Below are 26,926 nucleotides of genomic sequence, written 5' to 3' on the forward strand. Positions count from 1 at the left end.
CGACGAGCTCACCCTTGCCGCGCTCGCCCGGTTCGTACTCGACTCCATGAAGGTCAACCCACTGGCGGAGCTGTCGGTGATGCTCGTCGAACTGTCCGCGATGGAGGAGCTGCACGTCCGCTACATGGGCGAGGAAGGCCCGACGGACGTGCTGGCATTCCCTCAGGACGACGCCTTCGACCCGTCCGCGCCCGATTCGGGTGAGGACGATCCGACCCTGCTGCTCGGCGACGTCGTCTTGTGCCCGGAGGTCGCCCGCAAGCAGGCGGCGAAGGCCGGCCACTCGACCGAACACGAAATGCATCTGCTGTGCACCCACGGGATCCTTCACCTGCTCGGCTACGACCACGCCGAGCCGGAGGAGGAGCGAGAGATGTGGACCGTGCAGTCCCGGCTGCTGGCATCCTGGAGCGCCGCCCGCACCGCCGGTGCTTCCTGAGCACGGCCCGGGGGAGTTGACAGGACGGGCCCATGGGTTCTGGGGATGTTCCACTGCTGCTGCTGGCGGTCGTCGCCGCGCTGTTCGCGGCCGGAATCGGCTGTATCGACGCGGCGCTGACCCGGATCTCCCGGGTCTCGGTCGAGGAGTTCGTCCGCGCCGGCCGCCCGCGCGCCGCGCGCCTGGCCACGATCGTCGCCGATCCCGGTCGTTACCTCGCGCTCCTGCTGCTGCTGCGGATCGTCGGGGAGATGGTGGCGGCGGCCTGCGTGACCGTGGTCGCGGTGCGTACCTACGGCGCCGGGTTCACGGCTGTCGGTCTCGGGGCGCTGGTCGGCACGTTGTTCGCCTACATCCTCGTCGGGGTGATGTTCCGGACGCTGGGCCGCCAGCACGCCCCCGCAGTCGCGCTCGCCACCGCCGGCCTCACCGCCTGGCTCGGCCGGATGTTCGGGCCGCTGCCACGGCTGCTGATCGCGTTCGGTAACGCGGTCACCCCGGGGCCCGGCTACCGCGACGGCCCGTTCGCCACCGAGGCGGAACTGCGCGACCTCGTCGATCTCGCCGAGGAACGTGACGTCATCGAACGCGGCGAACGCGACATGATCGCTTCCGTGTTCGAGCTGGGGGACACCCTGGTCCGGGAGGTCATGGTCCCCCGTCCCGACATGGTCTACATCGAGTCGTCCAAGACCGTCCAGCAGGCCATCTCGCTGGCGCTGCGCAGCGGCTTCTCCCGCATCCCGGTGACCGGGGACACCGTCGATGACGTCGTCGGGATCGCCTTTCTCAAGGACATGGTCGGCCGCGAGCGCGAAGGCTGGGAGTCCCGGCCCGTGGCGGATGTGATGCGTCCGCCCGCGCTGGTTCCGGAGAGCAAGCACGCCGACGCGCTGCTGCGTGAGATGCAGGCGTCCCGTACCCACATGGCGATCGTCATCGACGAGTACGGCGGGACCGCCGGACTCGTGACCATCGAGGACATCCTTGAGGAGATCGTCGGAGAGATCACCGACGAGTACGACACCGAGACCCCGCCGGTGGAGTGGATCGACGATGACACCGCCCGGGTGACCGCCCGGCTCGACGTGGATGACCTCGGAGAGCTGTTCGACACCGACGAGCTGCCCGGATCCGATGACGTGGAGACGGTTGGCGGCCTTCTGGCGAGCGCGCTGGGACGGGTACCGATCCCGGGGGCGACCGCGACGGTCGGTGTGCTGACCCTCACCGCCGAGAGCGCCGCCGGGCGGCGAAACCAGATCGGTACGGTGGTGGTCCGACGGCTGTCCCGTGGCACCGAGGACTCTTCGGCCGCCAGGCCCCGGGGCGAGGACGTCCGGGGGGACAGCAGACGGGACGGCGATGGCCACGGCCGCCGCCGTGACGACAACGGCCGTGACCATCACGGCCGCGATGACAACGGCCGCGATGTGGACACCTCCGGCTCGGGTACCCGCCGCGCCGCGTCGGGTACCCGGACGTGAGCAGACAGGAGACAGGGGTAGCCGTGTCAGATCTGGACTCGGGCCAGTTCGATCCCGGCGCGCTGGAAGCGGAGGATGCCAAGCTCGTAACCCTCGCGCGCTCAGCCAGGCTGAGGGCCTACGTCCCGCGGGGCGGTGACGTCGCAGCCGAGGGCGCGGCCGTCCGCGACGCCGACGGGCGGACCTATGCGGCGGCGACCATGGAGAACGCCGACGGGCGGCTGACCGTGTCGGCGCTTCGGGCGGCGGTGGCCGCGGCGGCGTCCAGTGGAGCGCGCCGCTTCGAGGCGGCGGCGGTCGTATCCGCACGGGTGTCGTTGCCTGATGCCCGGCGCAGCCCCGACACGCCCGACACGCCGGACGCCGATGACCTGCTGACGCTGGGCGAGTTCGGCGCCGGTGTGCCGGTGTACCTCGCCGGCCCGGACGGTGTGGCCCATGGCCGGGTGACCACCTGATGGCTGCCGCCGCGGAGACCGGACCGGGGTTCCGGTCCGGGTTCACCTGTTTTGTCGGACGTCCCAACGCGGGCAAGTCCACGTTGACCAACGCGCTCGTCGGGTCGAAGGTCGCGATCACCAGCGGGCGTCCGCAGACGACCCGGCACGCTGTCCGTGGCATCGTGCACCGTGACGACGCGCAGCTGGTGCTCGTCGACACCCCCGGGCTGCACCGGCCCCGGACCCTGCTCGGCCAGCGTCTCAACGATGTGGTGCGCGCCACCTTGTCCGAGGTGGACGTGGTCGCCTTCTGTGTCCCCGCGAACGAGGCGGTCGGACGCGGCGACCGGTTCATCGCCGAGGAGCTCGCCCGGTTGCCGAAGCGGACGCCGGTGGTCGCGGTGATCACCAAGACCGATCTGGTTCCCGACCGCGATGCCCTGGGCGCGCAGCTGCTCGCGGTCTCGTCCCTCGCGGACTTCGCCGACGTGGTGCCGGTCAGTGCGGTGTCGTCGTTTCAGGTGGGTGTGCTCGCGGATGTGCTGGTCGGGCGGTTGCCGGCCGGCCCGCCCCTGTACCCGGACGGCGAGCTCACCGACGAGCCCGAGCAGGTGATGGTTGCCGAACTCGTCCGCGAGGCCGCCCTGGAAGGCGTCCGGGACGAGCTGCCGCATTCCCTGGCCGTCGTCGTCGAGGAGATGATCCCCCGCGAGGACCGTCCGGCGGACCGCCCGTTGCTGGACGTCCATGTGAACGTCTACGTCGAACGGCCGAGCCAGAAGGCGATCATCATCGGCGCGAAGGGCGCCCGCCTGAAGGACGTCGGGACACGGGCCCGCGGCCAGATCGAGGCGCTGTTGGGGACGCCGGTCTTCCTGGACCTGCACGTCAAGGTGGCCAAGGACTGGCAGCGCGACCCCCGCCAGCTGCGCAAGCTCGGCTTCTGACCGTCCGTTCCGTAGGTGGACCCCCACCGGCTGTAGGTGGAAACCGTCGTCCTGGCGTTGGAAACCACCTACGCGTTCCGTTCTGGGATGTGGGTCGGCGCGCCGAACAGCCAGACCAGGGTGACGGCCGCCAGCGTCTCCGCGGTGAGCAGGGCGACGAGGACGACGAGCTGGAACCGTGCCGCGGCCGTGGGGCTGGCTCCGCCGAGCAGCGCGCCGACGAACGCGCCGGGCAGGGTGACCAGCCCGACCGTGCGGGTCTGGTCGACGGCGGGCAGCAGGGCCTCCCGGATGGCGTCACGGGTGAGGTCCGCGACCGCCTGGCGAGGGGTGGCGCCGAGCGCGAGCCATGCCTCGACCTCGTCGCGGCGGCGCACCATCGCATCGAACAGCCGCCGGCCTGCGAGGGTGCAGGCGGTCATGGTCCCGCCGATCACGATCCCACCGGCGGCGACCAGATAGCGCGCGGACCGGTCGAGCAGCGGTACGGCGAAGACGATCCCGAGGGTGACCACCGCGCCGACCGCGCTGGCGGTGAGAACGACCCGCCTGGCATGAGGGAAGCCGGCGAGGCGGCCTGCCGCGGTCAGGGTTGCGACGGTGAGCATCACGGCGAGGACCAGTGCCGTTGTCGCAGGCGCGGCCAGCACCCCGCGCAGGGCCAGGCCGACCAGGGTGAGCTGGGCCGCGGCCCGAACGGTGGCGATGACCACCGCCCGGCGCAGCCGTACCCGGGCGACGGTGAGGCAGGCGACCGCGACGGCGAGCAGGCCGCCCAGGCCCACGGCCATCCGAACGGCATCGCCCACAGGCATAGTGTGCGGCGTCCGTGGGGAAGGAGGGGCGATGGCTGGCGTGCGGCGGGTGATCCCGCTGACCCTGGGATGGGCCGAGGTGCCGTACTCGATGTCGGTGTACGGCGCCGCGGACGACGTCCGGTTGCGTGAACCCGTCCCGGCGTTGCTGCTGGAGGTCGACGGGGGCTGGCTGCTGATCGACACCGGGTTCAATCCGGCGTTCGTCCGCGACCCCGCGCTGTGCCGCCGGTTCCACCGGGACACGGGCGTCGAGGTCTGGCTGCCGGCGGGAGACGCCGACCCGCTGGAGGCCGAACTCGACCGGGTCGGGCTCGCGCTCGACCGGTTGGACGCGGTGGCCGTCTCCCACCTGCACAACGACCACGCCGGCGGCCTGCGTCACTTCTCCGGACGACAGACCCCCGTGCACATCCAGCGCCGTGAGCTTGACCACGGCCTGGGCACGCACCCGGCGGACCTGGAGGCCGACGGCATCATCCGGGTCGACTTCGACCACCCGCGGATCGCCTGGCAGGTGGCGGATGGCGACACCGAGATCGCGCCGGGGGTGACCGCCGTCCTCACCGCCGGGCACACCCCCGGTCATCAGAGCTTCGTCGTCGAACTGGACCCGTCGGTGGGCGGTGGTGGGTACGTCTTCGCGTTCGACGCCGCGGACCTGCAGGAGAACATCGACGAGGAACGGGCGGTCGGCGGGTCCATCGGCGTATCACCGGAGGCGACCGTGGAGCCGATCCGGCGGCTGAAGGCGATTGCGTCCGCCCGTGGCCTGCGTCTGGTGCCCGGACACGATCCGGTTGCCTGGCCGGCGCTCACGACTCAACTCGGCGCGCCACCGGCCCGTGATCCGTTGCGTGATCCGTTACCTGACCGGTGAGGTCTGGCTGTCCTCCCCGACGGCGTCGAGCAGGGCGGCCCTGTTCGCCAGGATGAACTCCTTGACCGTTTCCGGCTGCAGGGCGAAGCGAGCGAGATCCTCGCCGTGCAGGTCGATGCGTTCGACGTCGTACCGGCCCTTGGCCGGGTTGGTGAACTCGGTCCCGGTTCGGGTGGTGAGATCCATCGAGACGAGCCGGCAGACGAAGAAGTGGTGGACGGTGATGCCGGGTTCGCGACCACTACCGGCACCGCGGCGATCACTGCCGGCACCGCCGTGGCCGGGTGCGCTGGTGAGGAACACCTGCTGGACGCGGTCGACGGTGGCGCCGAGCTCCTCAGCCAGCTCGCGGTGCAGGGCAGCCTCCACGGAGGCATCCTGCTGGTCGACCCCGCCGCCCACGGTGGACCAGTAGGACGGATGGCCGGGCAGTGTTCGGCGGAACACGACCAGCTGTCCTCGCTCGTCGATCAGGATCGCTCTGGCCGCCCGCCGCACCACTCGCACCGGTCCATCCTCGTCCCGAAGCCGGAACACGTCCCTTTGCCTCCCGTGAGGTTCTCGTGCCCGGGGAGGTTCGCGTCTACGGCTCCTGGTCGATCCCGGCTGCGCCGGCCGCCAGCAGATAGACGCCACCGAGTTTCGTCCAGCCGTTGTCGCGGGGCGCGGACGCGGACAGCCTGCGGCTGTAGAGAGCGGCGTCGGTCCCGGCGACGAACACGTCCGCGATCCCGTCCATCACCCGGGCGAACCCGGGTACGCCGAGGATCTTCCCGCCGGCGGAGACGAACCGGGTGAACGGCGCGGCGGCGTAGACGAGCGCTTCGGATGACGACCGGCAACCGAGGAACACCGGTCCACCCGTCCGTCGGGTGCCGCCGCCGTCCCTGCCGCCACCGGCACCCGGTCCTCCGTCACACCGGACGCCCAGTACCGTCCAGCCCGAGGTAGCCGTCCGCCGGTAGAGGTTGGCCGCGGGTGCCGCGTTGATTCCGGTCACGAACCAGGTCACAACCCCGTCGACGACGGCCACCGCCGGGGCTGCGTTGCTCTGCCCCCCGTAACTCGTCCACGAGGTGGCCCGGGCGGATCTCCCGGTCGAGTCGACCGGTACCGTCGTCACATACAGTTTCTGGTCGCTGCCGCGGCATCCGATGTGCAGGACGGACCCGACGGCGATCGCAGCCTGTCCGGAGCACCGGGTGCCGGGCGGGCCGAGCGGGGACCAGGCCGGGTCGGTTCCACCGCGCATCCACAGGTTCCCGTCGGTACCGCCGACGATGTAGGTGACGTGTCCGGAGGCCTGTACGACCGTGGGAACAGAGGTGGCCTGGCCGCCGAGTGAGGTGGCGGCGGCCTGGCCGGAGCGCTGCGCCCACACGGTGCGGTCCACGCCGACACCAACAGTGACCACGTACTTGCCGTTCGCGGGGGAGCGGTCGGTGAGGACGGTGGCGAGCCTGTTCCACAGCGGCGCGCCGCGTCCGGTCGCCAGATCATAACCGACGGTAGCGCGATAGGCGCCGTTCCCGCCGGTGGTGATGTCACGGAACGCGGAGGGAGGCGCGCCGTACACCTGATCGTGGATGTCACCGTACCCGCCGCCGGTCTGCCCGCGGGACGCCCAGACGGCCGCGAGCATCCCGGCGGCGACGGGTGCCGCGAGGCTGGTGCCGCCGAACCGTACCCAGCCGGTCACCGGACCGCCGCCGTGGTGCTGCCAGTAGCGGCGGTGGTAGACCGCGAAACCGGTAGTCGGGTCGGCGTCCATGGCGAGGTCCGGCAGGGCGCGGGAGGCGCACCGGGTGGCCGGCTGCCAGCCGGGCCGGGTGAACAGGGTGGAGCATCCGCCGCCCGAACCGGCCCAGGCGGTTTCCGAGGGGTGTGCGCCCGTGGGGTTGAGCAGGGTCGTACCACCGAGGGTGATGACTGACGGTGAGGATGCGGGGTAGCTGGTGGTCGTGCCCGCATCGTCGCAGTCGTCCGATCCGCTGTCGCCGGACGCGGCGAAGGTGGTGACGCCGGCGACGGCGATCGCCGCGAGCAGCGTTTCCGCGGTGTTGACGAAGGCGGGGCTGTTGTACGCCTCGCACATGCCCCAGGACATGCTGAAGGCCACCAGGTCGGTTGCCGGATCGGCGGCGTCGGCCCGGACCCGGTCGAGGACGTCGAGGTAGCCCTGGTCGGTGTTGGGGGCGATGTAGACGCGTTGGCGTGCGGTGGGCGCGACTGCCAGCAGCGACTCCTGATCGAGCGTGACCTCCGCGTCTCCATCGCCGTCGGCAACAGCGTTGTAGTCGGGTGAGCGGCCGAGACCCACGGCCGTGTAGCGCCCGTCCGCAACCGGATCGGGTATCCCTGCCGCGGCGGCGTAGGCGCTCAGATCGGACGGGTCCCAGCCGGACAGCGCGAGGGTGGCGACGGTCGGGTCCGGCCCGCCGTCGCGGCGGTGGCCGTCCGGGGCGTCGTATGCGGCACGCAGCTGGGGGCCGGTGTAGCCGTCGGCGGCGGGCACGGCCCTGGCCGTCGGCGAGGGCGGGGAGCTCAGGTGCCGGAACGCCGGGCGGGTCTCGTCGCCGCCGAGGGCCACCGAGACGAGACCGTGCAGTGTCTCGGGTAGGACCGGCAGGCTCTGGGCGTACCGCAGGGTCTGGCGGGTGTTGCGGGCGCTGCCGAACAGTTCCCGGACCCGGGCGGCCGTACCTGCCGCGGTGACGCTCCAGGTGGTTGCCGCGGTGACGGTGAGGCCGAGGGCACGCAGCCGGACCGCCACGCTGTCGTGGGCCGCGGGCGAGGGCAGGAACTCCCGCAGGATGTCGGCGCGGGCCCGCGGGGATCCGGTGACCGATCCGGCAACCGATCGGGCGAGGCGGCCGAGGCCGACAGGGTCCGGCGCGGTCAGGTAGACGGTGACGGACTGACTGGCCGCGGGTGCGTTCGACCCCCCGGAGGCGGGGGCGGGGGCCGGAACCTGTGCGGCGACAGCGATCACCACGGCCACGGCAGGTGCGACCACGGCCGGGTAAAGCGGCCGGAACCCGTTGTGACGACGTCCGGGTCGTTTCCCACCTGCCAGCATTCCTTGCTCCTAGCGTTTCCTCGGATGCCGACGGTCACTATTGCAGGGCGTGACGGTCCGTGGCCGCAAGGGCCTGCGTGACGTCGATGTGACGTCGATGTGACATGGACGGGAGGCCCGTGGACGGACGAGCGGTCGGCCGCGGCATGTCACGATCAGCCCGAGGAGACCGTGTCCTGACCACTTACCGGGATGCGTGCAACCATGGGCGGGTGCCGGTCTATCGCGATGAAGGTGTCGTCCTGCGGACGATGCCGCTCGCCGAGGCCGATCGCATCATCACGGTTCTGACCCGGCGGACCGGACGGATACGCGCAGTGGCCAAAGGGGTACGGCGCACGTCGTCCCGCTTTGGGGCCCGGCTGGAACCGGGTACCTACGTCGATCTCCAGCTCCACGAGGGACGGTCTCTCGACACGGTCACCCAGGCCGACATCGTGAGCCCCTATGGGGCGGTGATCGCGTCCGACTATCCCCGGCACACCGCGGCGGCGGTCATGCTTGAGACCGCCGAGCGGCTGACCGGCGAGGAACGTCAGCCCGCCATGCGCCTGTTCCTGCTCCTCGTGGGCGGTCTGCGGACGCTTGCGGAAGGCGAGCGTCCGCCGTCTCTGGTGCTGGACGCGTTCCTGCTCCGCGCGTTGGCCGTCTCCGGGTATGCAATGGCGTTGGACGACTGTGCCCGCTGCGGTGAGCCCGGACCCCACCATGCGCTTTCCGTTCCGGCTGGCGGCGTAGTGTGCCCGCAATGCCGACCGCATGGTGCGGTGTCGATGTCCCTGGCCGCCGTGAAACTGCTGTCCGACCTGCTCACCGGCGACTGGGCTGCCGCCGGGGCGACCGAGGTCCGTACCCGGCGGGAGGCCGGTGGTTGCGTCGCAGCCTACCTGCAGTGGCATCTCGAATACGGGTTACGTGCGTTGCCTCACCTGGAGCGGGCATGACCGGCTCGCATGGAGAGTGCGGCCGGGGCCGGGAACCCGTGCGGGAAGCATTCGAAAAAGAGGCACCGATGATGTTCGTGGCACAAAGGCCAGGCTTGTCTCGGCAGGCAGGCTTGTCCCAGCAGGAGGGGGTAGCCGGTGAACCTGCGTAGCACGGGGGTCAGTCGGTTCCGGGAGCCTTACCCGCATCCGTCCGGCGCATGCCCGCCGGAGATTCCGTCCGGTCTGATCCCGCGACATGTCGCCATCGTGATGGACGGCAACGGTCGGTGGGCGAAGATGCGTGGCCTGCCGCGCACGAAGGGTCATGAGGCCGGTGAGGACGCCCTCTTTGACTGTGTGGAGGGCGCGATCGAACTGGGTGTCCGGTGGCTGTCGGTGTACGCGTTCTCCACCGAGAACTGGAAGCGGTCACCGGACGAGGTCGCGTTCCTCATGCGTTTCACGGACGGGGTGTTCGGCCGGCGCATCGACGACATGGATTCGCTCGGTGTGCGGGTCCGGTGGGCCGGCCGGCGTCCCCGCCTGTGGGGCAACGTCATCCGGCGGCTGGAGGCGGCCGAGGAACGCACCCACGGCAACGACCGTCTCACCCTGGCGATGTGCGTGAACTACGGCGGACGGGCCGAGCTCGCCGATGCCGCCGCAGCCATCGCCCGCGACGTCCGTGACGGTCGGCTGCGGGCCGACCGCATCGACGAGAAGACGGTCGCCCGTTACCTCGACGAGCCGGAGATGCCTGATGTCGATCTGCTGATCCGCACGTCGGGGGAGCAGCGGTTGAGTAACTTTCTGCTCTGGCAGGCCGCCTACGCGGAGTTCCTGTTCGTCGAACGGCTCTGGCCGGACTTCGACCGCCGTGACCTGTGGGCTGCCTGCGAGGACTTTGCCAAGCGTGACCGCCGTTACGGAGGCATCGTCGCCCGCCCGTCGGGGATCTGATGGCTGTGGATCCGGCGGCCGTGGATCCAGCGGCTGTGGATCCGGCGGAGGACTCCGACGACCTGATAGAACCGTGGCGTGCTTGTTGTCACACGGCTGCGGGTGCCGATCGGGGAGGCGGACACCTTCCGTGAGCGCGCGCAAGCCGCTCTGGGTGTTCTCGCCGCCCAGAGCGGTTACCGCTCGGCGCGGCTGGGACGGGCTGTCGACGATCCCGAGCTGTGGGCGATCACGTCCGAGTGGGACGGGGTGGGTACCTGGCGCCGAGCCCTGTCGGCGTTCGACGTCCGGGTCGAACTGATGCCGTTGATGGCCTACGCCGTCGATGAACCGGGCGCGTTCGAGGTGCTGCTGGCCCACAACGGCGCGGGTGGTCCGGCCCGTCGCGGCGGGTCTGACCTGGCCCCCGACGCCGCCACCGCCGTGCCCGGAGCCCCACCATCGGGGTGATGAAGGCGCACCTACCCGCTCCACATCAGAGCCGGGGCCGTACGCTGGGCACTTGTCTCCCTGATCGCCAGTTGGACCAGGAAACACACCGCAGCCGGGTGGGACCTGGTCGCGATCGGACGGGTCGCGGGGAGGGCGAGCAGGACGCGACCGCCCGCTGTCACTGATGACGGCGGGCGTATGGAAGGGAGTGCCCGCGTGGCCAGTGCATCCGACCGCATGGACACCATCGTCAGCCTGTGCAAGCGGCGGGGGTTGGTCTTCCCGTCCAGCGAGATCTACGGTGGCCTGCGGGCCTCGTGGGACTACGGTCCGCTCGGGGTCGAGCTGAAGAACAATGTCAAACGGGCTTGGTGGAAGGCGATGATCCAGGGGCGGGACGACGTGGTCGGCCTCGACTCCTGCGTGATCCTCGCGCGTGAGGTCTGGGAGACCAGCGGGCACGTGCAGGTCTTCGTCGACCCGCTGACCGAGTGCCTGTCCTGCCACAAGAGGTTCCGCGCCGACCATCTTCAGGAGACCTTCGAGGCCAAGCGTGGACGGCCACCGACAGCGCTCACCGAGGTCGTCTGCCCGAACTGCGGGTCCCGCGGCACGTTCACCGAACCGCGGATGTTCAACGGCCTGCTCAAGACCTATCTGGGCCCGGTCGAGGACGAGTCGGGTCTGGCCTACCTGCGTCCGGAAACGGCCCAGGGCATTTTCATCAACTACGCGAACGTTCAGGCGACCGCTCGGCGCAGGCCGCCGTTCGGTATCGGCCAGATCGGCAAGTCTTTCCGTAACGAGATCACACCGGGTAACTTCATTTTCCGGACCCGTGAGTTCGAACAGATGGAGATGGAGTTCTTCGTCCCGCCGGGCGAGGACGAGACCTGGCACGAGTACTGGATCGGCGAACGTACGAAATGGTACCGCGACCTCGGCGTCCGGGAGGAGAACATCCGCCATTTCGAACACCCGAAGGAAAAGCTCTCCCATTACTCCAAACGCACCGTCGACATCGAGTACCGGTTCAACTTCGCCGGCCTGGAATGGGGTGAGCTGGAAGGTATCGCGAACCGTACGGACTACGATCTGTCCGTCCACGCGAAGGCGTCCGGCGCGGACCTGGCCTACTTCGACCAGGTCACCGGTACCCGGTACACCCCTTATGTGATCGAGCCGGCGGCCGGGGTGGACCGTGCCACACTGGTCTTCCTGCTGGACGCCTATGCCGAGGACACCGCGCCCAACACCAAGGGCGGGGTGGACCGCCGGGTGGTGCTTCGCCTGGACCGTCGCCTCGCGCCGGTGAAGGCCGCGGTGCTGCCGCTGTCGCGCCACGGCGACCTGTCTCCCGTCGCCCGTGACCTTGCCGCCCAGCTGCGCCGGCACTGGAACGTCGACTTCGACGATGCCGGGGCGATCGGGCGCCGGTACCGCCGGCAGGACGAGATCGGTACGCCCTTCTGCCTCACGGTCGATTTCGACTCACTGGAAGACCAGACTATGACGGTCCGTGAGCGGGACACGATGGCCCAGGAACGTGTTTCCATGGACCAGGCGGTGTCTTATCTCAACGCCCAGCTCGGTCCGTGCTGATCGGATGATCGACGGCGCTCCGTCCGGTGCTGGGCGGCTGCGCCGGGACCGGCGGCCCTTGTGTCCCGACATCTTCTGGATTGTTGTCGTTCACCGGCCCGAGGTCGACTTGCGTCAAGCGGAAAGTTACCGAAGAGCTACTCATGGTAAATTTCCTGGTTGGTGATCTGTTTCGCTAAACATCTCCTGTGGTGGTCCGGGACGGTAATCTCCTGTGCCACCACGGGGCCAACCGGACGAACTGCCGGGCGACAAGTCGGGAGTGGAGCCCCAGATCCCTCCGTGACCTGACGCGGGTCGGGGCGGCATGCCACGGTCGATTAAGCGGCGGTTCGCGGCGGGCGGGAGATGAGAGGGCGGCCATGACCACCTATGTATACGACTTCCATCAGGGGAACAGGGACCTCAAGGACCTTCTTGGTGGCAAGGGCGCCAATCTTGCCGAGATGACGAATATGGGACTTCCCGTCCCACCCGGTTTCACGATAACCACCGAGGCGTGCCGTGAGTATCTTGCGCACGGGGCGGAGCCTGCCGCGTTGCGCGACGAGGTCGGCGAACACCTGCGCGCACTCGAGCGGGCGATGGGAAAGCGGCTGGGGCAGGCGGACGACCCTCTGCTGGTGTCGGTGCGCTCGGGCGCGAAGTTCTCGATGCCGGGAATGATGGACACCGTCCTCAACATCGGCCTGTCGGACGATTCGGTGTCCGGTCTTGCCAGGCAGTCCGGCTCGCCGCGCTTCGCCTGGGACTCCTACCGCCGCCTGCTGGCGATGTTCGGCAAGACCGTCCTCGGGGTGGACGGAGAGCTGTTCGACGAGGCTCTCGACGCTGCGAAGAAGAGCAGGGGAACCGGCAACGACCTCGACCTCGACGATGCCGATCTGCGTAAGCTGGTGAAGACGTTCAAGGAGATTGTCCGGGACCGGACCGGGCGGGATTTCCCGCAGGACCCGCGAGAGCAGCTGGACCTCGCCGTTCGGGCTGTTTTCGACTCCTGGAACGGTGAGCGGGCCCGCCTGTACCGCCGCCAGGAACGCATTCCCGCGGATCTCGGCACCGCGGTCAACGTGGTCGCCATGGTCTTCGGTAATCTCGGTATGGACTCGGGCACCGGGGTGGCCTTCACCCGCGATCCCGGTAGCGGTGAACAGGGAATCTACGGCGACTACCTCCAGAACGCACAGGGCGAGGACGTCGTCGCGGGAATCCGGAACACTCTGCCGCTCACCGCGCTGGAATCCATAGACCCGCCCGCCCACACCCAGCTGCTGTCTATCATGGGAACGCTGGAGGAACACTACCGCGACCTGTGCGACATCGAGTTCACCATCGAGCGGAACAAGCTGTGGATGTTGCAGACCAGGGTGGGTAAGCGCACCGCCGGTGCGGCCTTCCGGATCGCCGTCCAGCTGGTGGACCAGGGTCTGATCAGCATGGACGAGGCGGTGACCCGGGTCAGCGGAGCCCAGCTCGCCCAGCTGATGTTCCCGCGGTTCGGCCCGGCGGGGCAGGCCGAGAAGATCGCCCAGGGTATGAACGCCTCACCCGGTGCGGCCGTGGGCCAGGTCGTCTTCGACTCTGACCGGGCCGTGGAACTCGCAGCCGGTGGTATCCCGGTCATCCTGGTGCGCCGTGAGACCAACCCCGACGACCTGAACGGGATGATCGTCGCGCAGGGCGTCCTGACCTCGCGTGGCGGCAAGACCTCCCATGCCGCCGTGGTGGCCCGCGGAATGGGCAGGACCTGCGTGTGCGGGGCCGAGGAGATCGACGTCGACACCCGGGCGCGCCGCGCGATCGTACCGGGCGGCATCGTCCTGCAGGAGGGGGACGTGATCTCGATCGACGGGTCCTCCGGTGCGGTCTACCTCGGTGAGGTACCGGTGGTGTCCTCCCCGGTGGTCCGGTACTTCGAGGGGGACCTGGCCGCGGACGGGTCCGATCCGCTGGTCGACGCCGTGCACCGGATCATCGTCCACGCGGATCAGGTTCGCCGGCTCGGGGTGCGCGCGAACGCCGACACCGCCGAGGACGCCGGGCGGGCCCGCCGGTTTGGGGCCGCCGGGATCGGGCTGTGCCGCACCGAGCACATGTTCCTGGGGGAGCGCAGGCAACTGGTCGAGCGGCTCATCCTCGCCGACGGTGATGAGGCTCGGGACGCCGCGCTGGCCGCGTTGCTGCCGCTCCAGCGCGACGACTTCGTTTCGATCTTCACGGCGATGGACGGGCTGCCCGTGACGGTGCGGCTTATCGACCCGCCGTTGCACGAGTTCCTGGCGGACCTCACGGAGCTGTCGGTGAAGGTGGGTGTTGCCATGGCAACGGGTCAGCCCGTTGCCGAAGAGGATGTCGTGGTGCTGGAGGCGGTCCGCCGGCTGCATGAGCAGAATCCGATGCTCGGGTTGCGCGGGGTGCGTCTGGGGTTGCTGATCCCGGGCCTGTTCGCCCTGCAGGTGCGTGCGATCGCCGAGGCTGCCGTCATCTGCAGGCAGGCCGGCGGCGATCCGCATCCGGAGATCATGGTGCCGCTGGTGGGCGCGGTCCAGGAACTGGAGGTGGTCCGCGAGCAGGCCGAGGGGGTGTTGCGGGAGGTCGCGGCCGAAACCGGGGTCGACGTGCCCGCACTGATCGGCACGATGATCGAGGTGCCGAGGGCGGCGCTGACGGCGGGTCAGATCGCGGAGGCGGCACAGTTCTTCTCGTTCGGGACGAACGACCTCACCCAGATGGGTTGGGGCTTCTCCCGCGACGATGTCGAGTCGTCGTTTTTCTCCCGCTACCTCGATCTGGGAATCTTCGGGGTGTCCCCGTTCGAGTCGCTGGACATCGACGGGGTCGGCCGGCTGGTCAGGCTCGCGGTCGAGGAAGGGCGCGCGACCCGACCCGACATCAAACTCGGGGTCTGTGGGGAGCACGGCGGCGACCCGGACTCGGTGCACTTCTTCCACCAGGTCGGGCTCGACTACGTGTCGTGCTCGCCGTTCCGGGTGCCGGTGGCCCGGCTGGAAGCCGGTCGGGCGGCCATCCTCGGACGCGTCGGGTAAGAGCGCCTGTCGGTTCCTGCCGATTAGGGCATAGCGTGACTGCCTGTGGCTATTACCCGGCAGCAGCGCACGGCGCGATGGTTTCACACGCGTTGGTGGGTCTGGCTGTTGCGGGCCGCCGCGGTCGGGGTCCTGGCCGGGATGATGATCACAACGGTCACCGTGATCCAGGTATGGCTGGCCGGGCACTGGGACGACCGGCGCCGGTCCGACGTCCTGATCGTGCTGGGTGCCTCGCAGTACAACGGCCGCCCCTCGGCCGTGTTCGCGGCGCGCCTGGACCACGTGTTGGACCTGTACCGGCAGAACGTCGCTCCGCGGATCGTGACGGTCGGGGGAGCTCAGATCGGTGACGCCTACACCGAGGGGCAGGCCGGGGCGAACTATCTGCTGTCCCGGGGTGTCCCGGCCACGGATCTGGTGGTGGTGGGCGAGGGACGGGACACCCTCGGTTCACTACAGTCGGTAGCGAAGGTCATGGTTGCCCACCAGTGGCGAACCGCGGTGATCGTAACCGATCCGTGGCATTCACTGCGCTCGCGGACCATGGCCCGTGACCTCGACATCGACGCGGTCGTATCGTCCGTCACGGTCGGACCTGCGACCCGAGGTTTCCTCACCCAGCTTCGCTACATCGTCCGGGAGTGCGCCGCGTACCGTTTCTACGAGCTTTTCCACCGGGCGACTCCGGTGGGCAGGGCGCCGTCGGCGGTCTGAGAACGCCGCTGGGGAAGGTGCTTTCGGCCCCGCGAACGTCCTGTAAGCCTGGCCCGTTCGTCACCGACACGCACCGCTGCCGCTGGTACCGTTCGGGACGGTAGGACTCGGGCCAGGGCCCCGGGTAGGGCCCCGACCGCCAGAGAACAGGCGGACAATCAGGGCGGTGGGCGTATGCCTACGGCAGACAGTTACCGATCGTAGACAGTTACCGACTATAAATAGTTACCGACTACAGACAGCCATGCACAGATACGCAGGCGTATAGGAGGCTGGCGTGGCAACTCCCGTATCCGAGATCGTGGTCGACGTGACCGATCTTGCTCAGATCCGGGAACTGGCTCAGCAACTGCGGGTTGACTCGATCCGGACGTCGACGTCCGCGGGGTCCGGCCACCCGACGTCGTCGATGTCGGCCGCGGACGTGATGGCGGTTCTGCTCGGACGGCACCTGCGGTACGACTGGGACAACCCCGAAGACCCGGCCAACGACCATCTGATCTTCTCCAAGGGGCATGCGTCCCCGTTGCTGTACGCGATGTTCAAGGCCGTCGGTGTGGTTTCCGACCATGAACTGATGACCGGGTACCGGCGCTTCGGCGAGCGGCTCCAGGGCCACCCCACGCCGATCCTGCCCTGGGTCGACGTGGCGACCGGATCTCTCGGGCAGGGGCTGCCGGACGCCGTGGGGGTGGCGCTCGCCGGCCGGTTCCTCGACCGGCTTCCCTACCGGGTGTGGGTGCTGTGCGGTGACAGCGAGATGGCCGAGGGTTCGATCTGGGAGGCGCTGGACAAGGCTGCCTACTACCAGTTGTCGAACCTGACGGCGATCGTGGACGTCAACCGGCTCGGCCAGCGTGGTCCGACCGAGCTCGGCTGGGACCTCGACGCCTACGTCCGCCGGGTGGAGGCCTTCGGGTGCCGCGCGCTCACGGTCGACGGCCATGACATCGCCGCGATCGACAAGGTCCTGACCGAGGCGGCCGAATCCGACCGCCCGGTCGTCGTGCTCGCCCGCACCCGCAAGGGTGAGGGCTTCTCCGAGATCGCCGACGTCGACGGATGGCACGGCAAGGCGCTGCCAGCCGACATGGCCGAGCGGGCGATCATCGAACTCGGCGGCGAGCGTCACCTGCGCGTCCGGGGGGCGGTGCCACCGGCGTCCATCGAACGGCCGGCGCCGGCTCCCGCGGTCACCGTCGAGCTGCCGATCTACGAACGCGGTGCGAAGGTCGCGCCCCGCAAGGCATACGGCGAGGCGCTCGCCGCGCTCGGAGCCCGGGCGGACGTGGTGGCGCTGGACGCGGAGGTCAGCAACTCCACCCATGCCGAGGACTTCGCCAAGGTCCACCCGGATCGCTTCTTCGAGGTCTTCATCGCGGAACAGCAGCTTGTCGCGACCGCGGTGGGACTGTCGGTACGTGGTTACATCCCGTTCGCCTCCACGTTCGCCGCGTTCTTCTCGCGTGCCTACGACTTCATCCGGATGGCGGCGATCTCCGATGCGAACATCCGACTGGCCGGATCACACGCCGGTGTCGAGATCGGCGCGGACGGCCCGTCCCAGATGGCGTTGGAAGATCTCGCGATGATGCGGGCGGTGCACGGTTCGAGCGTCCTGTATCCGAGCGACGCGACCAGTACGGCCAAGCTCGTGGAGATCATGGCCGACCTGGACGGGGTGAGTTACCTGCGGACGACCCGTGGCGCCTACCCGGTGCTCTACGGGCCGGAGGAGTCCTTCACCGTCGGTGGTTCCAAGGTACTGCGACGCTCGGACGCGGACACGATCACCCTGATCGGTGCCGGCGTCACCCTGCACCACTGTCTGGCCGCGGCGGACACGCTCGCGGCCGAGGGCATCTCGGCACGGGTGATCGACCTGTACTCGGTGAAGCCGGTGGACGGCGTCACCGTGGCGGACGCGGTACGGGCGACCGGCGGCCGGCTCGTCGTCGCCGAGGACCACTACCCGGAGGGCGGCATCGGTAGCGCGGTCCTCGAGTCGCTTGCCGGAGCCGGGGTGTCGGTGCGACTTCGCCACCTGGCCGTCCGGCAGCTACCCGGTTCCGGGACACCGACCGAACTGTTGGACGCCGTTGGTATCTCGGCCGGCCACATCGCGGATGCGGCCCGCGCGCTGCTGCGCTGACCGTCCGCTTACGCAGGTCCACGTACGCAGGTCCGCTTACACAGCGTCCACGTACAGAGAACTCCCCCGCAGGCCGCCTGAAGGTGGCCTGCGGGGGAGCTTGTGGTTGCGGGGGGAACCGGGTGGGCCGCCGCTCCAGTGGTTCCGTTCAGTCGTCGGAGCCGCTGGGCGCCGGGGCACCGCCGAACATCATGTCGCACATCGTCCGGTAGAGGTTGTCCGGCCGAGGCAGGAACGGGATGTTCGACAGGGCCTGATCCTGCCCGGCCGACTCGACCAGGAACTCGCCATACCCGAGGAGCCGACCCATCGGGTCACGGGTATAGGTGAGGTCCGTCACTTTTGCCAGTTGCACGCTCTTCACCTTGCGGAGAAGAATTCCCGACACCTTGAGGAGGCGCTTATCGGTGATCATGAGATGGTCGAAGTGCCATTCGGTCACCTTCCACAGCATCCTGAGGATCATGAAAAGCGCGAACCACCACGGGAGTGCGGAAACGAACCCGCCGCTGTCCAGCCCCTTCAGCAGGAACGCGACCAGGACCGCGAGGACGATCGAGCCAAGCGTCTGTAGGAAGACGGGCAGCAGAATCGCCCAGTGCATGCGGACCATCATGACCAGCCGCTCGCGAGTGGCAAGGTACTTGTCGTCTCGAGCGGCTGGGTCAGGGATCCGGAGTCTCAGCACGACGGCAGTCTTCCGGATTGCGTCGACGGCCGGCGCTTTTTCACAGAACTGTGTCGGTCACAAAGCCGGACAGGCCGTGACCAACAGACTGCAGACCGTCAATAGCCCGGTTGATGATGCTGGCAGCGCTGCTGGGTGAGGTCACAACGAAGAAGATGACGAACGCGATGAGACCGTACCTGATGATCTTGTCCACGGCGGGCCTCCGGGCCGATGTTGGGAGGGCTGACCACAAAGTATCGCCGCTTCGCACCCCGGACGTGAGGAAATCGCGCCTATACGCTCGGCTGCGTGGTCGAGGAGTGGTACGAGGAGTCCGATGTCGTCCGTTGGGGCGAGGAGCGAGTGAAGACTACACCGGACGACCGGACCTGGTTCGAACGGGACCGGGCGCGTGTCCTGCACTCCAGCGCGTTGCGGCGGCTGGCAGGCAAGACACAGGTCGTGGGCCCGCTCGACGACGACTTCCCACGGACCCGGCTCACTCATTCCCTGGAGACCGCACAGGTCGGCCGGGGTTTGGCCCGTTCTCTCGGCGCGGACCCGGATCTGGTCGATGCCGCCTGCCTTGCCCACGACATCGGCCATCCCCCGTTCGGCCACAATGGTGAGACCGCCCTTGACGAGGCGGCGCGAAGCTGTGGGGGCTTCGAGGGCAACGCGCAGAGCCTGCGCGAACTGACCCGCCTCGAGGTGAAGATCGTCGATGTCCGCGGCCGTGAGGCCGGTCTGAACCTCACCCGAGCCACCCTCGACGCGTCACTGAAGTACCCGTGGTCGCGGCGGCCGGACACGCCCAAGTTCGGCGTCTACGCCGACGACCTGCCGATCTTCCACTGGGTTCGGGACGGCGCGCCGCAGGGCCGGCGGTGCGTGGAGGCCCAGATCATGGACTGGGCGGACGACGTGGCGTACAGCGCACACGACCTGGAGGACGGCGTGGTCGCCGGCCTGATCGACCTGGGTCGTCTGGAGGACCCGGGAGAACGCGTTGACCTGCTTGCCTCGATCGCGCCGCGGTACCCGGCGGCGTCCCCCGAGGAACTCGGGGAGGCACTGGACCGGCTGCGCCGGGCGCCGTGGTGGCTCTCCGGACCGGTCAGCACGCCGGCTGCGCTGTGTGCGTTGCGGACGATGACCAGCGAACTGATCGCGCGCCTGTGCGTCGCGGCGGTGCGGGCCACCCGGGCGGCCCACGGTGACCTGCCGCTGCGCCGGTACCGCGCCGACCTCGTGGTGCCCCGGGCCACAGTTGCCGAGTGCTGCCTGCTCAAGGGGGTGACCGCCCGTTTCGTCATGGACCGCCGTGACGCCCATGCCCGCCAGCGCCGCCAGCGTGAGGTTGTTGCGGAGCTTCTCGCGCTGCTGGTCGTGCGCGCGCCCGAGGCCCTCGACCCCCTGCTGCGCCCGGCTTGGCTCGCCGCGCCCGACGACGCCGGCCGACTACGGGTTGTCGTCGACCAGGTCGCCCGCCTCACCGACGCCAGTGCCGGACGGCGCCACGCCCAGCTGACCGGCCGGCCATGGACGGCGGTTCTGTGACGGCGCTCCGGTGCCGGTGGGTTTCTGGTTGTGATCCGGTGCCGGAGGTCGGGTACGACGATCCTGAACGGTTGGGGCATACGCTGTGTGGTAGGGAAGATCGGCCCTACGGCGCGGATGACAAGTACCATCACGGGTAGAGGGCGGGTCCGCGGCCGGCCGGTGGGGCGGAATACCCCGCATGACACCAGCGCGTTGGCGCTCCGCCTGTGACGCAGGGAGGGACGTGTGGCCGGACGCATCCGCGACACGGACGTCGCTGCCGTGCGTGAACGCTCGCCCATCGAGGACGTTGTCGGCGACTACGTGCAGTTGCGTCCTGTCGGCAGCGGTCAGCTGCGGGGCCTGTGCCCGTTCCACGACGAGAAGACACCGTCGTTCAACGTCCGGCCGCAGGTCGGTGCCTATCACTGCTTCGGGTGCGGCGTCGGCGGTGACGTGATCGCCTTCGTGCGGGCCATCGACGGACTGTCCTTCCCGGAGGCGGTGGAACGCCTCGCCCGTCGCGCCGGTGTCACGCTCACCTACGAGGGCGGTGGGGTGACCAGTCGGGCGGTCACCAGTCAACGCCAGCGACTGCTCGACGCGCACCGGGCGGCCGCCGACTTCTACGCCGAGCGGCTGGGTTCCCCCGACGCCCGCGACGGACGGGACTTCCTCTCCGCTCGGGGTTTCGACCGGGACGCGGCCACCCGCTTCGGTGTCGGCTACGCGCCGGCCGGCTGGGACGGTCTCACCCGACATCTCATGGGCCGGCACTTCACCTCCGCGGAGCTCGTCCTCGGCGGCCTGGCCAAACAGAGCAGTCGCGGCAGCCTCATCGACCGGTTCCACCGGCGGTTGGTGTGGCCGATCCGCGACCTCGCCGGGGATGTGGTCGGCTTCGGCGCCCGCCGTCTCGCCGCCGACGACCCCGGCCCGAAGTACCTCAACACGCCCGAGACCCCGCTGTTCAAGAAGGCCAACCTCCTCTACGGGGCGGATCTTGCCCGGCGTGAGATCGCGCGGCGGTATCAGGTCGTCGTCGTCGAGGGTTATACGGACGTGATGGCCTGTCATCTCGCCGGTGTCGCGACCGCGGTCGCCTCCTGTGGCACCGCGTTCGGCAGTGAGCACGTCACGGTCCTGCGACGGCTTCTGATGGACCAGAGCGAGCACCGTGGCGAGGTGGTGTTCACCTTCGATGGTGACGAGGCGGGCCGCAAGGCCGCCATCCGAGCCTTCGAGTTCGAGGAACGGTTCGTCACGCAGACCTTCGTGGCGATCGAGCCGTCCGGGCTGGACCCGTGCGACCTGCGGATGGCGAGGGGGGACGCGGCAGTACGCGATCTGGTGGCCCGCCGCGTCGCCCTGGTGGAGTTCGCCATCCGAGGGAAGCTGGCCGAGTTCAACCTGAACACCACCGAGGGACGTCTGGCCGCTCTCGATGCGGTCGCACCGATGATTAACCGGCTGAAGGACCGGGGCCTGCGGCACCGTTACGCGGTTAACCTGGATAACTGGCTCGGTTTTCTGGACGAGGAGTTCGTGGTGCGGCGGGTCGCTGAGCACCAGCAACGCGGTAGCGGTGGCAGTGGTGCGGTTGGTGGTGGCGCGTCCGGTGATTCCCGCCGGGGCCGTCCGGCGCAGTTGCGCCGGCGGGAGGACGTTGCCGACGACATGGCCGCGGCGGTGGAACGGGAGGTGCTCAAGGTCGCACTGCAGTATCCGGGGCTGGCCGGCCCGATGTTCGACATGTTGTCACCCGAGTTGTTCACGGTGCCTGCGCATCGCGCTGTCCGCGAGGCCGTTGTCGCGGCGGGCGGGGTGTGCGCCGGTCTGTCCGCGGTGGGCGATGTCGCGTCCTGGGTTTCCGCGGTGGCCGAGGCTGCCGGGGACGACGAGCTTCGGCGGTTCGTCACCGGGCTTGCCGTCGAAGCCGTGTTCTGCGACCACGATGTGGACGACCGGTATGTCGATGAACAGATGTCACGCGTACAGGAGTTGCATGTGACCCGTCGCATTACGGATCTGAAGTCGCGTGTGCAGCGACTCAACCCCGTGACCGACGCCGAGACGTTCAAGCATGCATATGGTGAGCTGATCGCCTTGGAGCAGCACAAGCGCCAACTCCGGGAACGGGGCCTGGGTGCCGCGTAACCTGGGTCGATCCCGAGAAGGAAGTGACGAGATTCCGCCCATGAGTCCAGCCGTCCTACCGCGCGAAGCCCAGGTGGACGAGGTCAAGGACCTCATCACCAGGGGCAAGGAGATCGGTTTCCTCACGACCGAGGACGTCACGGTCGCCCTGCAGGCGGCCGAACTGCCACCGGAGCAGACCGACGCGATCCTGCAGGTCCTCAACGACGAGGGCATCGAGGTTCTTGAGGCGGGTGGGGAGGACGCCGACGAGGCCGACCTGCTTGCCCGGCGCCGCCGCGAGGAGGAGGAGCTGGCGCTCAAGGCGCCGACCTCCGACCCGGTGCGCATGTACCTCAAGGAGATCGGCAAGGTTCCGCTGCTGACCGCCGAGGAGGAGGTCGACCTCGCCAAACGGATCGAGGCGGGCCTGTTCGCCTCGGAGAAGCTCGCGGCGGTGACCCGCAAGACCTCCCCACAGATGCGCCGCGACCTTGAGGCGATCGAACGTGACGGACAGATTGCCAAGCGTAAGCTCGTCGAGGCGAACCTGCGACTGGTGGTGTCGATCGCCAAGCGTTACGTCGGTCGCGGCATGCTCTTCCTGGACCTCATCCAGGAGGGCAACCTCGGCCTGATCCGTGCCGTGGAGAAGTTCGACTACACCAAGGGCTACAAGTTCTCCACGTACGCCACCTGGTGGATCCGCCAGGCGATCACCCGTGCCATCGCCGACCAGGCACGCACCATCCGCATTCCGGTGCACATGGTCGAGACGATCAACAAGCTCATCCGCATCCAGCGGCAGCTGTTGCAGGACCTCGGTCGTGAACCCAGCCCCGAGGAGATCGCCAAGGAGATGGACCTCACGCCCGACAAGGTGCGCGAGATCCTGAAGGTCTCCCAGGAGCCGGTGTCACTGGAGACACCGATCGGTGAGGAGGAGGACTCCCACCTCGGTGACTTCATCGAGGACTGCGACGCGGTCGTACCGGTGGACGCGGCCAGCTTCATCCTGTTGCAGGAGCAGCTCGACTCGGTGCTGCACACGCTGTCCGACCGGGAGAAGAAGGTCATCCAGCTGCGGTTCGGGCTGACCGACGGCCATCCGCGCACGCTGGAGGAGGTCGGCCGGGAGTTCGGCGTCACCCGTGAGCGCATCAGGCAGATCGAGTCGAAGACGCTGTCGAAGTTGCGGCATCCGTCCCGGTCGCAGAAGCTGCGCGACTACCTGGAGTAGGACCTGTCTCTGGAGTAGAACCTGGGCGCGCCCGGGGGTTGCCGAGAGGCCCCCGGCTGCCCAGGTGTTCGACCGCCCGTCGACAACCCGGCTGCGACAGGACTGATTACCGTCGGTGGGCCAGGCGGTCGAGCGTCCAGGCGAACGCGAGGATCACCGTGACCGCGACCGCCGCCCCCCCGACCACGTCGGTAGCGTAGTGATAGCGCAGTACGACAACCCCGAGGCCGACGCCGGCGCTGAAGACGGCGGCGGCGTACCAGAGCAGTACCCGTACCGGTGCGGCGAGGTTTCTCAGGGCTCCGCCGGGTAGCAGGAGCAGGACGAGGACGACCGCGACCGCGCAGGCCCCGGTCGTGTGTCCGCTGGGGAAGGCGAGACCGCCGAGGTGACGGCGGTCGACCAGCGGTTTGAGTACCCATTCGGTGAGCGCTCCGGCCAGGGGCGGCCCGACCAGGCTGAGCAGCGCGGCCCGGCGGGCACCCATCAGCAGGCACAGCCCGGCCAGCGCGGCGGAGGCCAGGGCGACGTTCGTCGGATTCCCGAGCGCGATGACCGTCTCGAAAAGCCGTCGCTGCCGACCGAAGCGATAGGCGAGCCGCGGATCGATCGCGGCGTCGATGGCGGTGGACGTCTGCCGATCGGCGAGCTTCCAGCACAGCACTCCGAGAGCCAGCAGACAGGGGACGATCAACGTCCACAGTCGTCGGCGCAGCATGGGTGGTACCAGCTGCCCGGCCGGTGATGCGCCGGATCGCGGTGGTTGTCGGGCTGACTGCTCCCGACCGGAAGGCATGCCTGATGCCGTCGAGTAGCCGGGGGTTGTAAGCCGATCGTGCCGGGAGAAACGCCGGCCCGCATCGTATTCTTTACGTGCCATGATAGTAACTTAGAGTGTTCTTGTGGGTGCTGTGCTGCCGGTGTCGAAGTGGGACACCGGACCGCTGATAACGAAACCGTTGCCAGAGGCGTGGGAGTCCGTTCCCGCGACGGCGTATCTGGCTCCACCGGGTATGAGACCGGTTGGCGGCGCCTTGTAGCAGGAGCAGGACGAGGACGACTGCGTAGGCCCCGGTCGTGTGCCCGCTGGGGAAGACAAGACCACCGAGATGACGGCGGTCGACCAGCGGTTTGAGCACCCATTCGGTGAGCGCGCCGGCCAGGGGCGGCCCGACCAGGCTGAGTAGCGCGGCCCGGGGGGTACGCACCAGCAGGCACAATCCTGCCAGTGCGGCGGAGGCCAGAACGACATTCGTCGGATCCTCGAGCTGGATAACCGCCTCGGACAACTGCTGCTGTTGGCGGAAGGGATAGGCGAGCCGGGGGTCGACCATAGAGTCGACGGCGGTTGCCATCGGCAGATCGGCGATCTTCCAGCTCAGTACGACGAGAGCGAGCAGGCAGGGAAAGATCAGCATCCACGGTCGCTGACGGAGCAGGAGCGGCACGAACTTTACGGGCAACGATGTGTCGGATTGCGGTCTACTCCGTTGTTCAGTCACTGATATCCTCGTTCCTGGCATATCGGAACTTTTCTCCAGAAGATTGCCTCCGTGCTATTCCTCGGTGTCCTGTTCCGAGCACCGTGACATATCACCCGGAACAGACTTGGGGTTCTTACATCAGCTTTGTGATCGTGTAACCGTGAGGCGAAACGCCACCTCGAACCGGATGTAGATGTGGTACGGATTCGATCGGATCACACTGCCTGATATCGACCGCCGATCGTACCCGCGGCCGTCGCCCGCCGTCGGGTGTCGACCCAACCTTCAGTACACCCTATGATAATCGAAAGGCGATTTATCCAGAAAGATCGCATCTCGTACAGATTGCGCCATCTGTTGTGTTTTCTACTCGGGCGTCCGGCGTGTTGCCTACCGGGTACCCGCGTCGACGCGCCAGACCGTTGACAATAGCCGGGTGCCGCACCGTCGTACGCGGTCAGCTGTCGAAGAAGCGAAGGGAGTCGTCGTCCCGGTGAAGACGGCCTCGGACCATCGTCCTGCGGTGCAACGCTTTGCCGCTTACTCCGGTCCCATAACCGCAGTAGATTCGTCTGGCGTCCGTGGTCGAAAATCTCTTGTTGTCCGAATCTGGCCTGTCGTCGTTGCTGTTGCCGCATTCGGACCGTACGTCGCAGACGGCGTCAGGACCGAACAGGTGGCGGTCTACGGTTCGCTGCTACTGGCTCTTCCGTTTCTCCTGTCGAGACTAAAATTTGACATTCTGCATGCACACGTCACCTTGACATGGGCGTTCCTTCTCCTTCTTCTTGTGGTTAACGCAAACCGCGTACCAGTGCTCGGAACTTTTTTTCCTGGCAGCCTGAAATCCGGTATCGACAACTTCCTCTACCCGCTGGCGGTGCTCCTGCTGGTGGCATGCTGGACGGCGGTTGGATTCACTCGCCTGAGCCTCCTGGAAATATTTTGTCAGATTTTTGTCATCATGGTTTCACTAAACGGGGTCATCGCGATTACCGGTCTTTTTGATGATCCGACCAACCATCTGCAGAGGTTCTGGGGGTATGCTCCGGCCACCCCTGAAACGACGGTTGCCGTGCGTGCTCTCAGCAATGGTCGGCTGACCGGAATCTTTTCTCAACCAGCCGAGGCCGGGATCGCCTACTCGCTCGCGCTCCTTGCAGCCATCTACCTTTTCGGCCGGCATGGCAAAGACCGTCCGGTCCTCCTCGGACTTGCCGTGGCGCCTGTGTTCGTCGGGGGCGTCCTGAGTATTTCGAAGATCTTCCTGCTGGTCGGCCTACCCCTTGCGGTATGGCAGGCGGTGCGCCAGGGACGGCGAATTCAACGGCTACTGGTCCTTGTCTGCATGGCTGGATCAATCAGGATTCTCGCCTCCCAGATCCATATTCCGCAGTGGCGAGGCGCCTGGATGCTGACGTTGCTGTTCGGTTCCACCAGTGACACGAGTGCGACAACCAAGTACACGGCGGGACGGCTGGGTAAGGACGGTCCATTCAAAGTGGCATTCCGATATGTATCGGACACCCATCCGTGGTTTGGATACGGCGCTGGTGGACTTGCTGTGCCGTACGATAGTTCCTGGATTGAGATGATGATCGTTGGCGGATTCGTAGGTGTGATAATTTTCGCGCTCGTGCTGGTGGTGCTGGTTTACGGCTGGCTTAAGGGAAGGCCGACACGGTCGGTGCCGGAGCGCTCCTTCGCCACCGCTGTCTTGGTCCTGAGCGTGGCGGCGACAATGGGCCTACCCGCCTTCACGGCGAACAGGGTAGCGCTTTTTATATGGATTTTTCTGACGCTTCTTATACTGGTTGACGAGCGGCAGGAAAACACGGTATCGGCCTCTGCGGAAGGTGATCGGAAGGGTTCTGAAATTCCGCTGAAGGTCAGGAATCTATCCATAGGTCCGCCCGCTATCCGGTGATTAG

23 protein-coding genes are annotated in these 26,926 nt (G+C 68.0%); 16 read left to right on the plus strand and 7 right to left on the minus strand.

The window, feature by feature from the left end; translation table 11 throughout:
• From ybeY to era, 4 genes are all read left to right on the plus strand, one after another.
• Positions 1-439 (plus strand): rRNA maturation RNase YbeY (ybeY, locus tag NBW77_RS12785; RefSeq protein WP_250279747.1); only part of this gene is annotated, 439 nt, incomplete at its 5' end.
• Positions 440-471: 32 nt separating this feature from the next.
• The gene (locus NBW77_RS12790) at positions 472-1,926 is read left to right on the plus strand and encodes a hemolysin family protein (RefSeq protein ID WP_131746264.1); all 1,455 of its coding nucleotides are present in this window, start codon (positions 472-474) and stop codon (positions 1,924-1,926) included.
• Between the two features lie 23 nt (positions 1,927-1,949).
• A complete protein-coding gene (locus NBW77_RS12795; protein WP_242605737.1) occupies positions 1,950-2,384 on the plus strand; it encodes a cytidine deaminase-like protein in 435 nt (144 codons plus the stop codon).
• Positions 2,384-3,313 (plus strand): GTPase Era, encoded by a 930-nt coding sequence (era, locus tag NBW77_RS12800; protein WP_131746265.1) that lies wholly within the window; start codon positions 2,384-2,386, stop codon positions 3,311-3,313. Before NBW77_RS12795 ends, era begins: the two co-directional genes overlap by 1 nt.
• Before the next feature lie 68 nt (positions 3,314-3,381).
• Here the strand turns inward: era and NBW77_RS12805 are convergent, their stop codons facing one another.
• Positions 3,382-4,104, minus strand: a complete 723-nt coding sequence (locus NBW77_RS12805) for an ABC transporter permease (protein WP_131746318.1) — start codon at positions 4,102-4,104, stop codon at positions 3,382-3,384.
• A 55-nt stretch (positions 4,105-4,159) separates the two neighbouring features.
• On the opposite strand from NBW77_RS12805, the gene NBW77_RS12810 reads away from it, so the two are divergent.
• A complete protein-coding gene (locus NBW77_RS12810) occupies positions 4,160-5,008 on the plus strand; it encodes an N-acyl homoserine lactonase family protein (protein ID WP_131746266.1) in 849 nt (282 codons plus the stop codon).
• Here the strand turns inward: NBW77_RS12810 and NBW77_RS12815 are convergent.
• Both NBW77_RS12815 and NBW77_RS12820 read right to left on the minus strand, forming a co-directional pair.
• Positions 4,994-5,515 (minus strand): NUDIX domain-containing protein, encoded by a 522-nt coding sequence (locus tag NBW77_RS12815; protein ID WP_131746319.1) that lies wholly within the window; start codon positions 5,513-5,515, stop codon positions 4,994-4,996. The genes NBW77_RS12810 and NBW77_RS12815 overlap by 15 nt on opposite strands.
• Before the next feature lie 76 nt (positions 5,516-5,591).
• On the minus strand, positions 5,592-8,087 hold the full coding sequence (locus NBW77_RS12820) for a DUF8189 domain-containing protein (protein ID WP_250279748.1): 2,496 nt from the start codon (positions 8,085-8,087) through the stop codon (positions 5,592-5,594).
• Between the two features lie 212 nt (positions 8,088-8,299).
• Between NBW77_RS12820 and recO the strand changes: the two genes are divergently transcribed.
• From recO to NBW77_RS12855, 7 genes are all read left to right on the plus strand, one after another.
• On the plus strand, positions 8,300-9,031 hold the full coding sequence (recO, locus tag NBW77_RS12825) for a DNA repair protein RecO (protein ID WP_131746320.1): 732 nt from the start codon (positions 8,300-8,302) through the stop codon (positions 9,029-9,031).
• A 138-nt stretch (positions 9,032-9,169) separates the two neighbouring features.
• Positions 9,170-9,973 (plus strand): isoprenyl transferase, encoded by an 804-nt coding sequence (locus tag NBW77_RS12830; protein WP_131746267.1) that lies wholly within the window; start codon positions 9,170-9,172, stop codon positions 9,971-9,973.
• Between the two features lie 78 nt (positions 9,974-10,051).
• Positions 10,052-10,423 carry an antibiotic biosynthesis monooxygenase family protein gene (locus NBW77_RS12835; RefSeq protein WP_131746268.1) on the plus strand — a complete coding sequence of 124 codons (372 nt, stop codon included), beginning with the start codon at positions 10,052-10,054 and terminating at the stop codon, positions 10,421-10,423.
• Positions 10,424-10,621: 198 nt separating this feature from the next.
• On the plus strand, positions 10,622-12,007 hold the full coding sequence (locus NBW77_RS12840; RefSeq protein WP_131746269.1) for a glycine--tRNA ligase: 1,386 nt from the start codon (positions 10,622-10,624) through the stop codon (positions 12,005-12,007).
• 362 nt (positions 12,008-12,369) lie between these two features.
• The gene (ppdK, locus tag NBW77_RS12845; protein ID WP_131746270.1) at positions 12,370-15,054 is read left to right on the plus strand and encodes a pyruvate, phosphate dikinase; all 2,685 of its coding nucleotides are present in this window, start codon (positions 12,370-12,372) and stop codon (positions 15,052-15,054) included.
• A gap of 45 nt (positions 15,055-15,099) precedes the next feature.
• Positions 15,100-15,771: a YdcF family protein gene (locus tag NBW77_RS12850; protein WP_502799480.1), complete on the plus strand. Its 672-nt coding sequence runs from the start codon at positions 15,100-15,102 to the stop codon at positions 15,769-15,771.
• Between the two features lie 277 nt (positions 15,772-16,048).
• Positions 16,049-17,923, plus strand: a complete 1,875-nt coding sequence (locus NBW77_RS12855) for a transketolase (protein WP_131746271.1) — start codon at positions 16,049-16,051, stop codon at positions 17,921-17,923.
• 148 nt (positions 17,924-18,071) lie between these two features.
• On the opposite strand, the gene NBW77_RS12860 is transcribed toward NBW77_RS12855, so the two are convergent.
• Positions 18,072-18,611, minus strand: a complete 540-nt coding sequence (locus NBW77_RS12860) for a PH domain-containing protein (RefSeq protein WP_131746272.1) — start codon at positions 18,609-18,611, stop codon at positions 18,072-18,074.
• A gap of 40 nt (positions 18,612-18,651) precedes the next feature.
• On the minus strand, positions 18,652-18,807 hold the full coding sequence (locus NBW77_RS12865; RefSeq protein ID WP_165485986.1) for a hypothetical protein: 156 nt from the start codon (positions 18,805-18,807) through the stop codon (positions 18,652-18,654).
• Positions 18,808-18,902: 95 nt separating this feature from the next.
• Here NBW77_RS12865 and NBW77_RS12870 point away from each other — a divergent pair, with 95 nt between their 5' ends.
• The 3 genes from NBW77_RS12870 to NBW77_RS12880 all read left to right on the plus strand — a co-directional run bounded on the left by NBW77_RS12870 (position 18,903) and on the right by NBW77_RS12880 (position 23,511).
• Complete coding sequence (locus tag NBW77_RS12870) at positions 18,903-20,153, plus strand: deoxyguanosinetriphosphate triphosphohydrolase (protein ID WP_131746273.1); 1,251 nt, start codon at positions 18,903-18,905, stop codon at positions 20,151-20,153.
• A 228-nt stretch (positions 20,154-20,381) separates the two neighbouring features.
• Positions 20,382-22,292, plus strand: coding sequence for a DNA primase (dnaG, locus tag NBW77_RS12875; protein ID WP_250279749.1), 1,911 nt, complete (start codon positions 20,382-20,384; stop codon positions 22,290-22,292).
• A 40-nt stretch (positions 22,293-22,332) separates the two neighbouring features.
• Complete coding sequence (locus tag NBW77_RS12880) at positions 22,333-23,511, plus strand: RNA polymerase sigma factor (protein ID WP_250279750.1); 1,179 nt, start codon at positions 22,333-22,335, stop codon at positions 23,509-23,511.
• Between the two features lie 106 nt (positions 23,512-23,617).
• On the opposite strand, the gene NBW77_RS12885 is transcribed toward NBW77_RS12880, so the two are convergent.
• Entirely contained in the window at positions 23,618-24,229 is a 612-nt protein-coding gene (locus NBW77_RS12885; protein ID WP_165485987.1) for a phosphatase PAP2 family protein, read from the minus strand.
• Between the two features lie 151 nt (positions 24,230-24,380).
• Positions 24,381-24,974, minus strand: coding sequence for a phosphatase PAP2 family protein (locus tag NBW77_RS12890; protein ID WP_131746275.1), 594 nt, complete (start codon positions 24,972-24,974; stop codon positions 24,381-24,383).
• A 697-nt stretch (positions 24,975-25,671) separates the two neighbouring features.
• Between NBW77_RS12890 and NBW77_RS12895 the strand changes: the two genes are divergently transcribed.
• A complete protein-coding gene (locus tag NBW77_RS12895) occupies positions 25,672-26,922 on the plus strand; it encodes an O-antigen ligase family protein (RefSeq protein ID WP_131746276.1) in 1,251 nt (416 codons plus the stop codon).
• Positions 26,923-26,926: the final 4 nt, after the last annotated feature.

It is taken from the genome of Frankia sp. Cppng1_Ct_nod, from assembly GCF_920656135.1.
Classification (GTDB): Bacteria; Actinomycetota; Actinomycetes; order Frankiales; family Frankiaceae; genus Protofrankia; species Protofrankia meridionalis.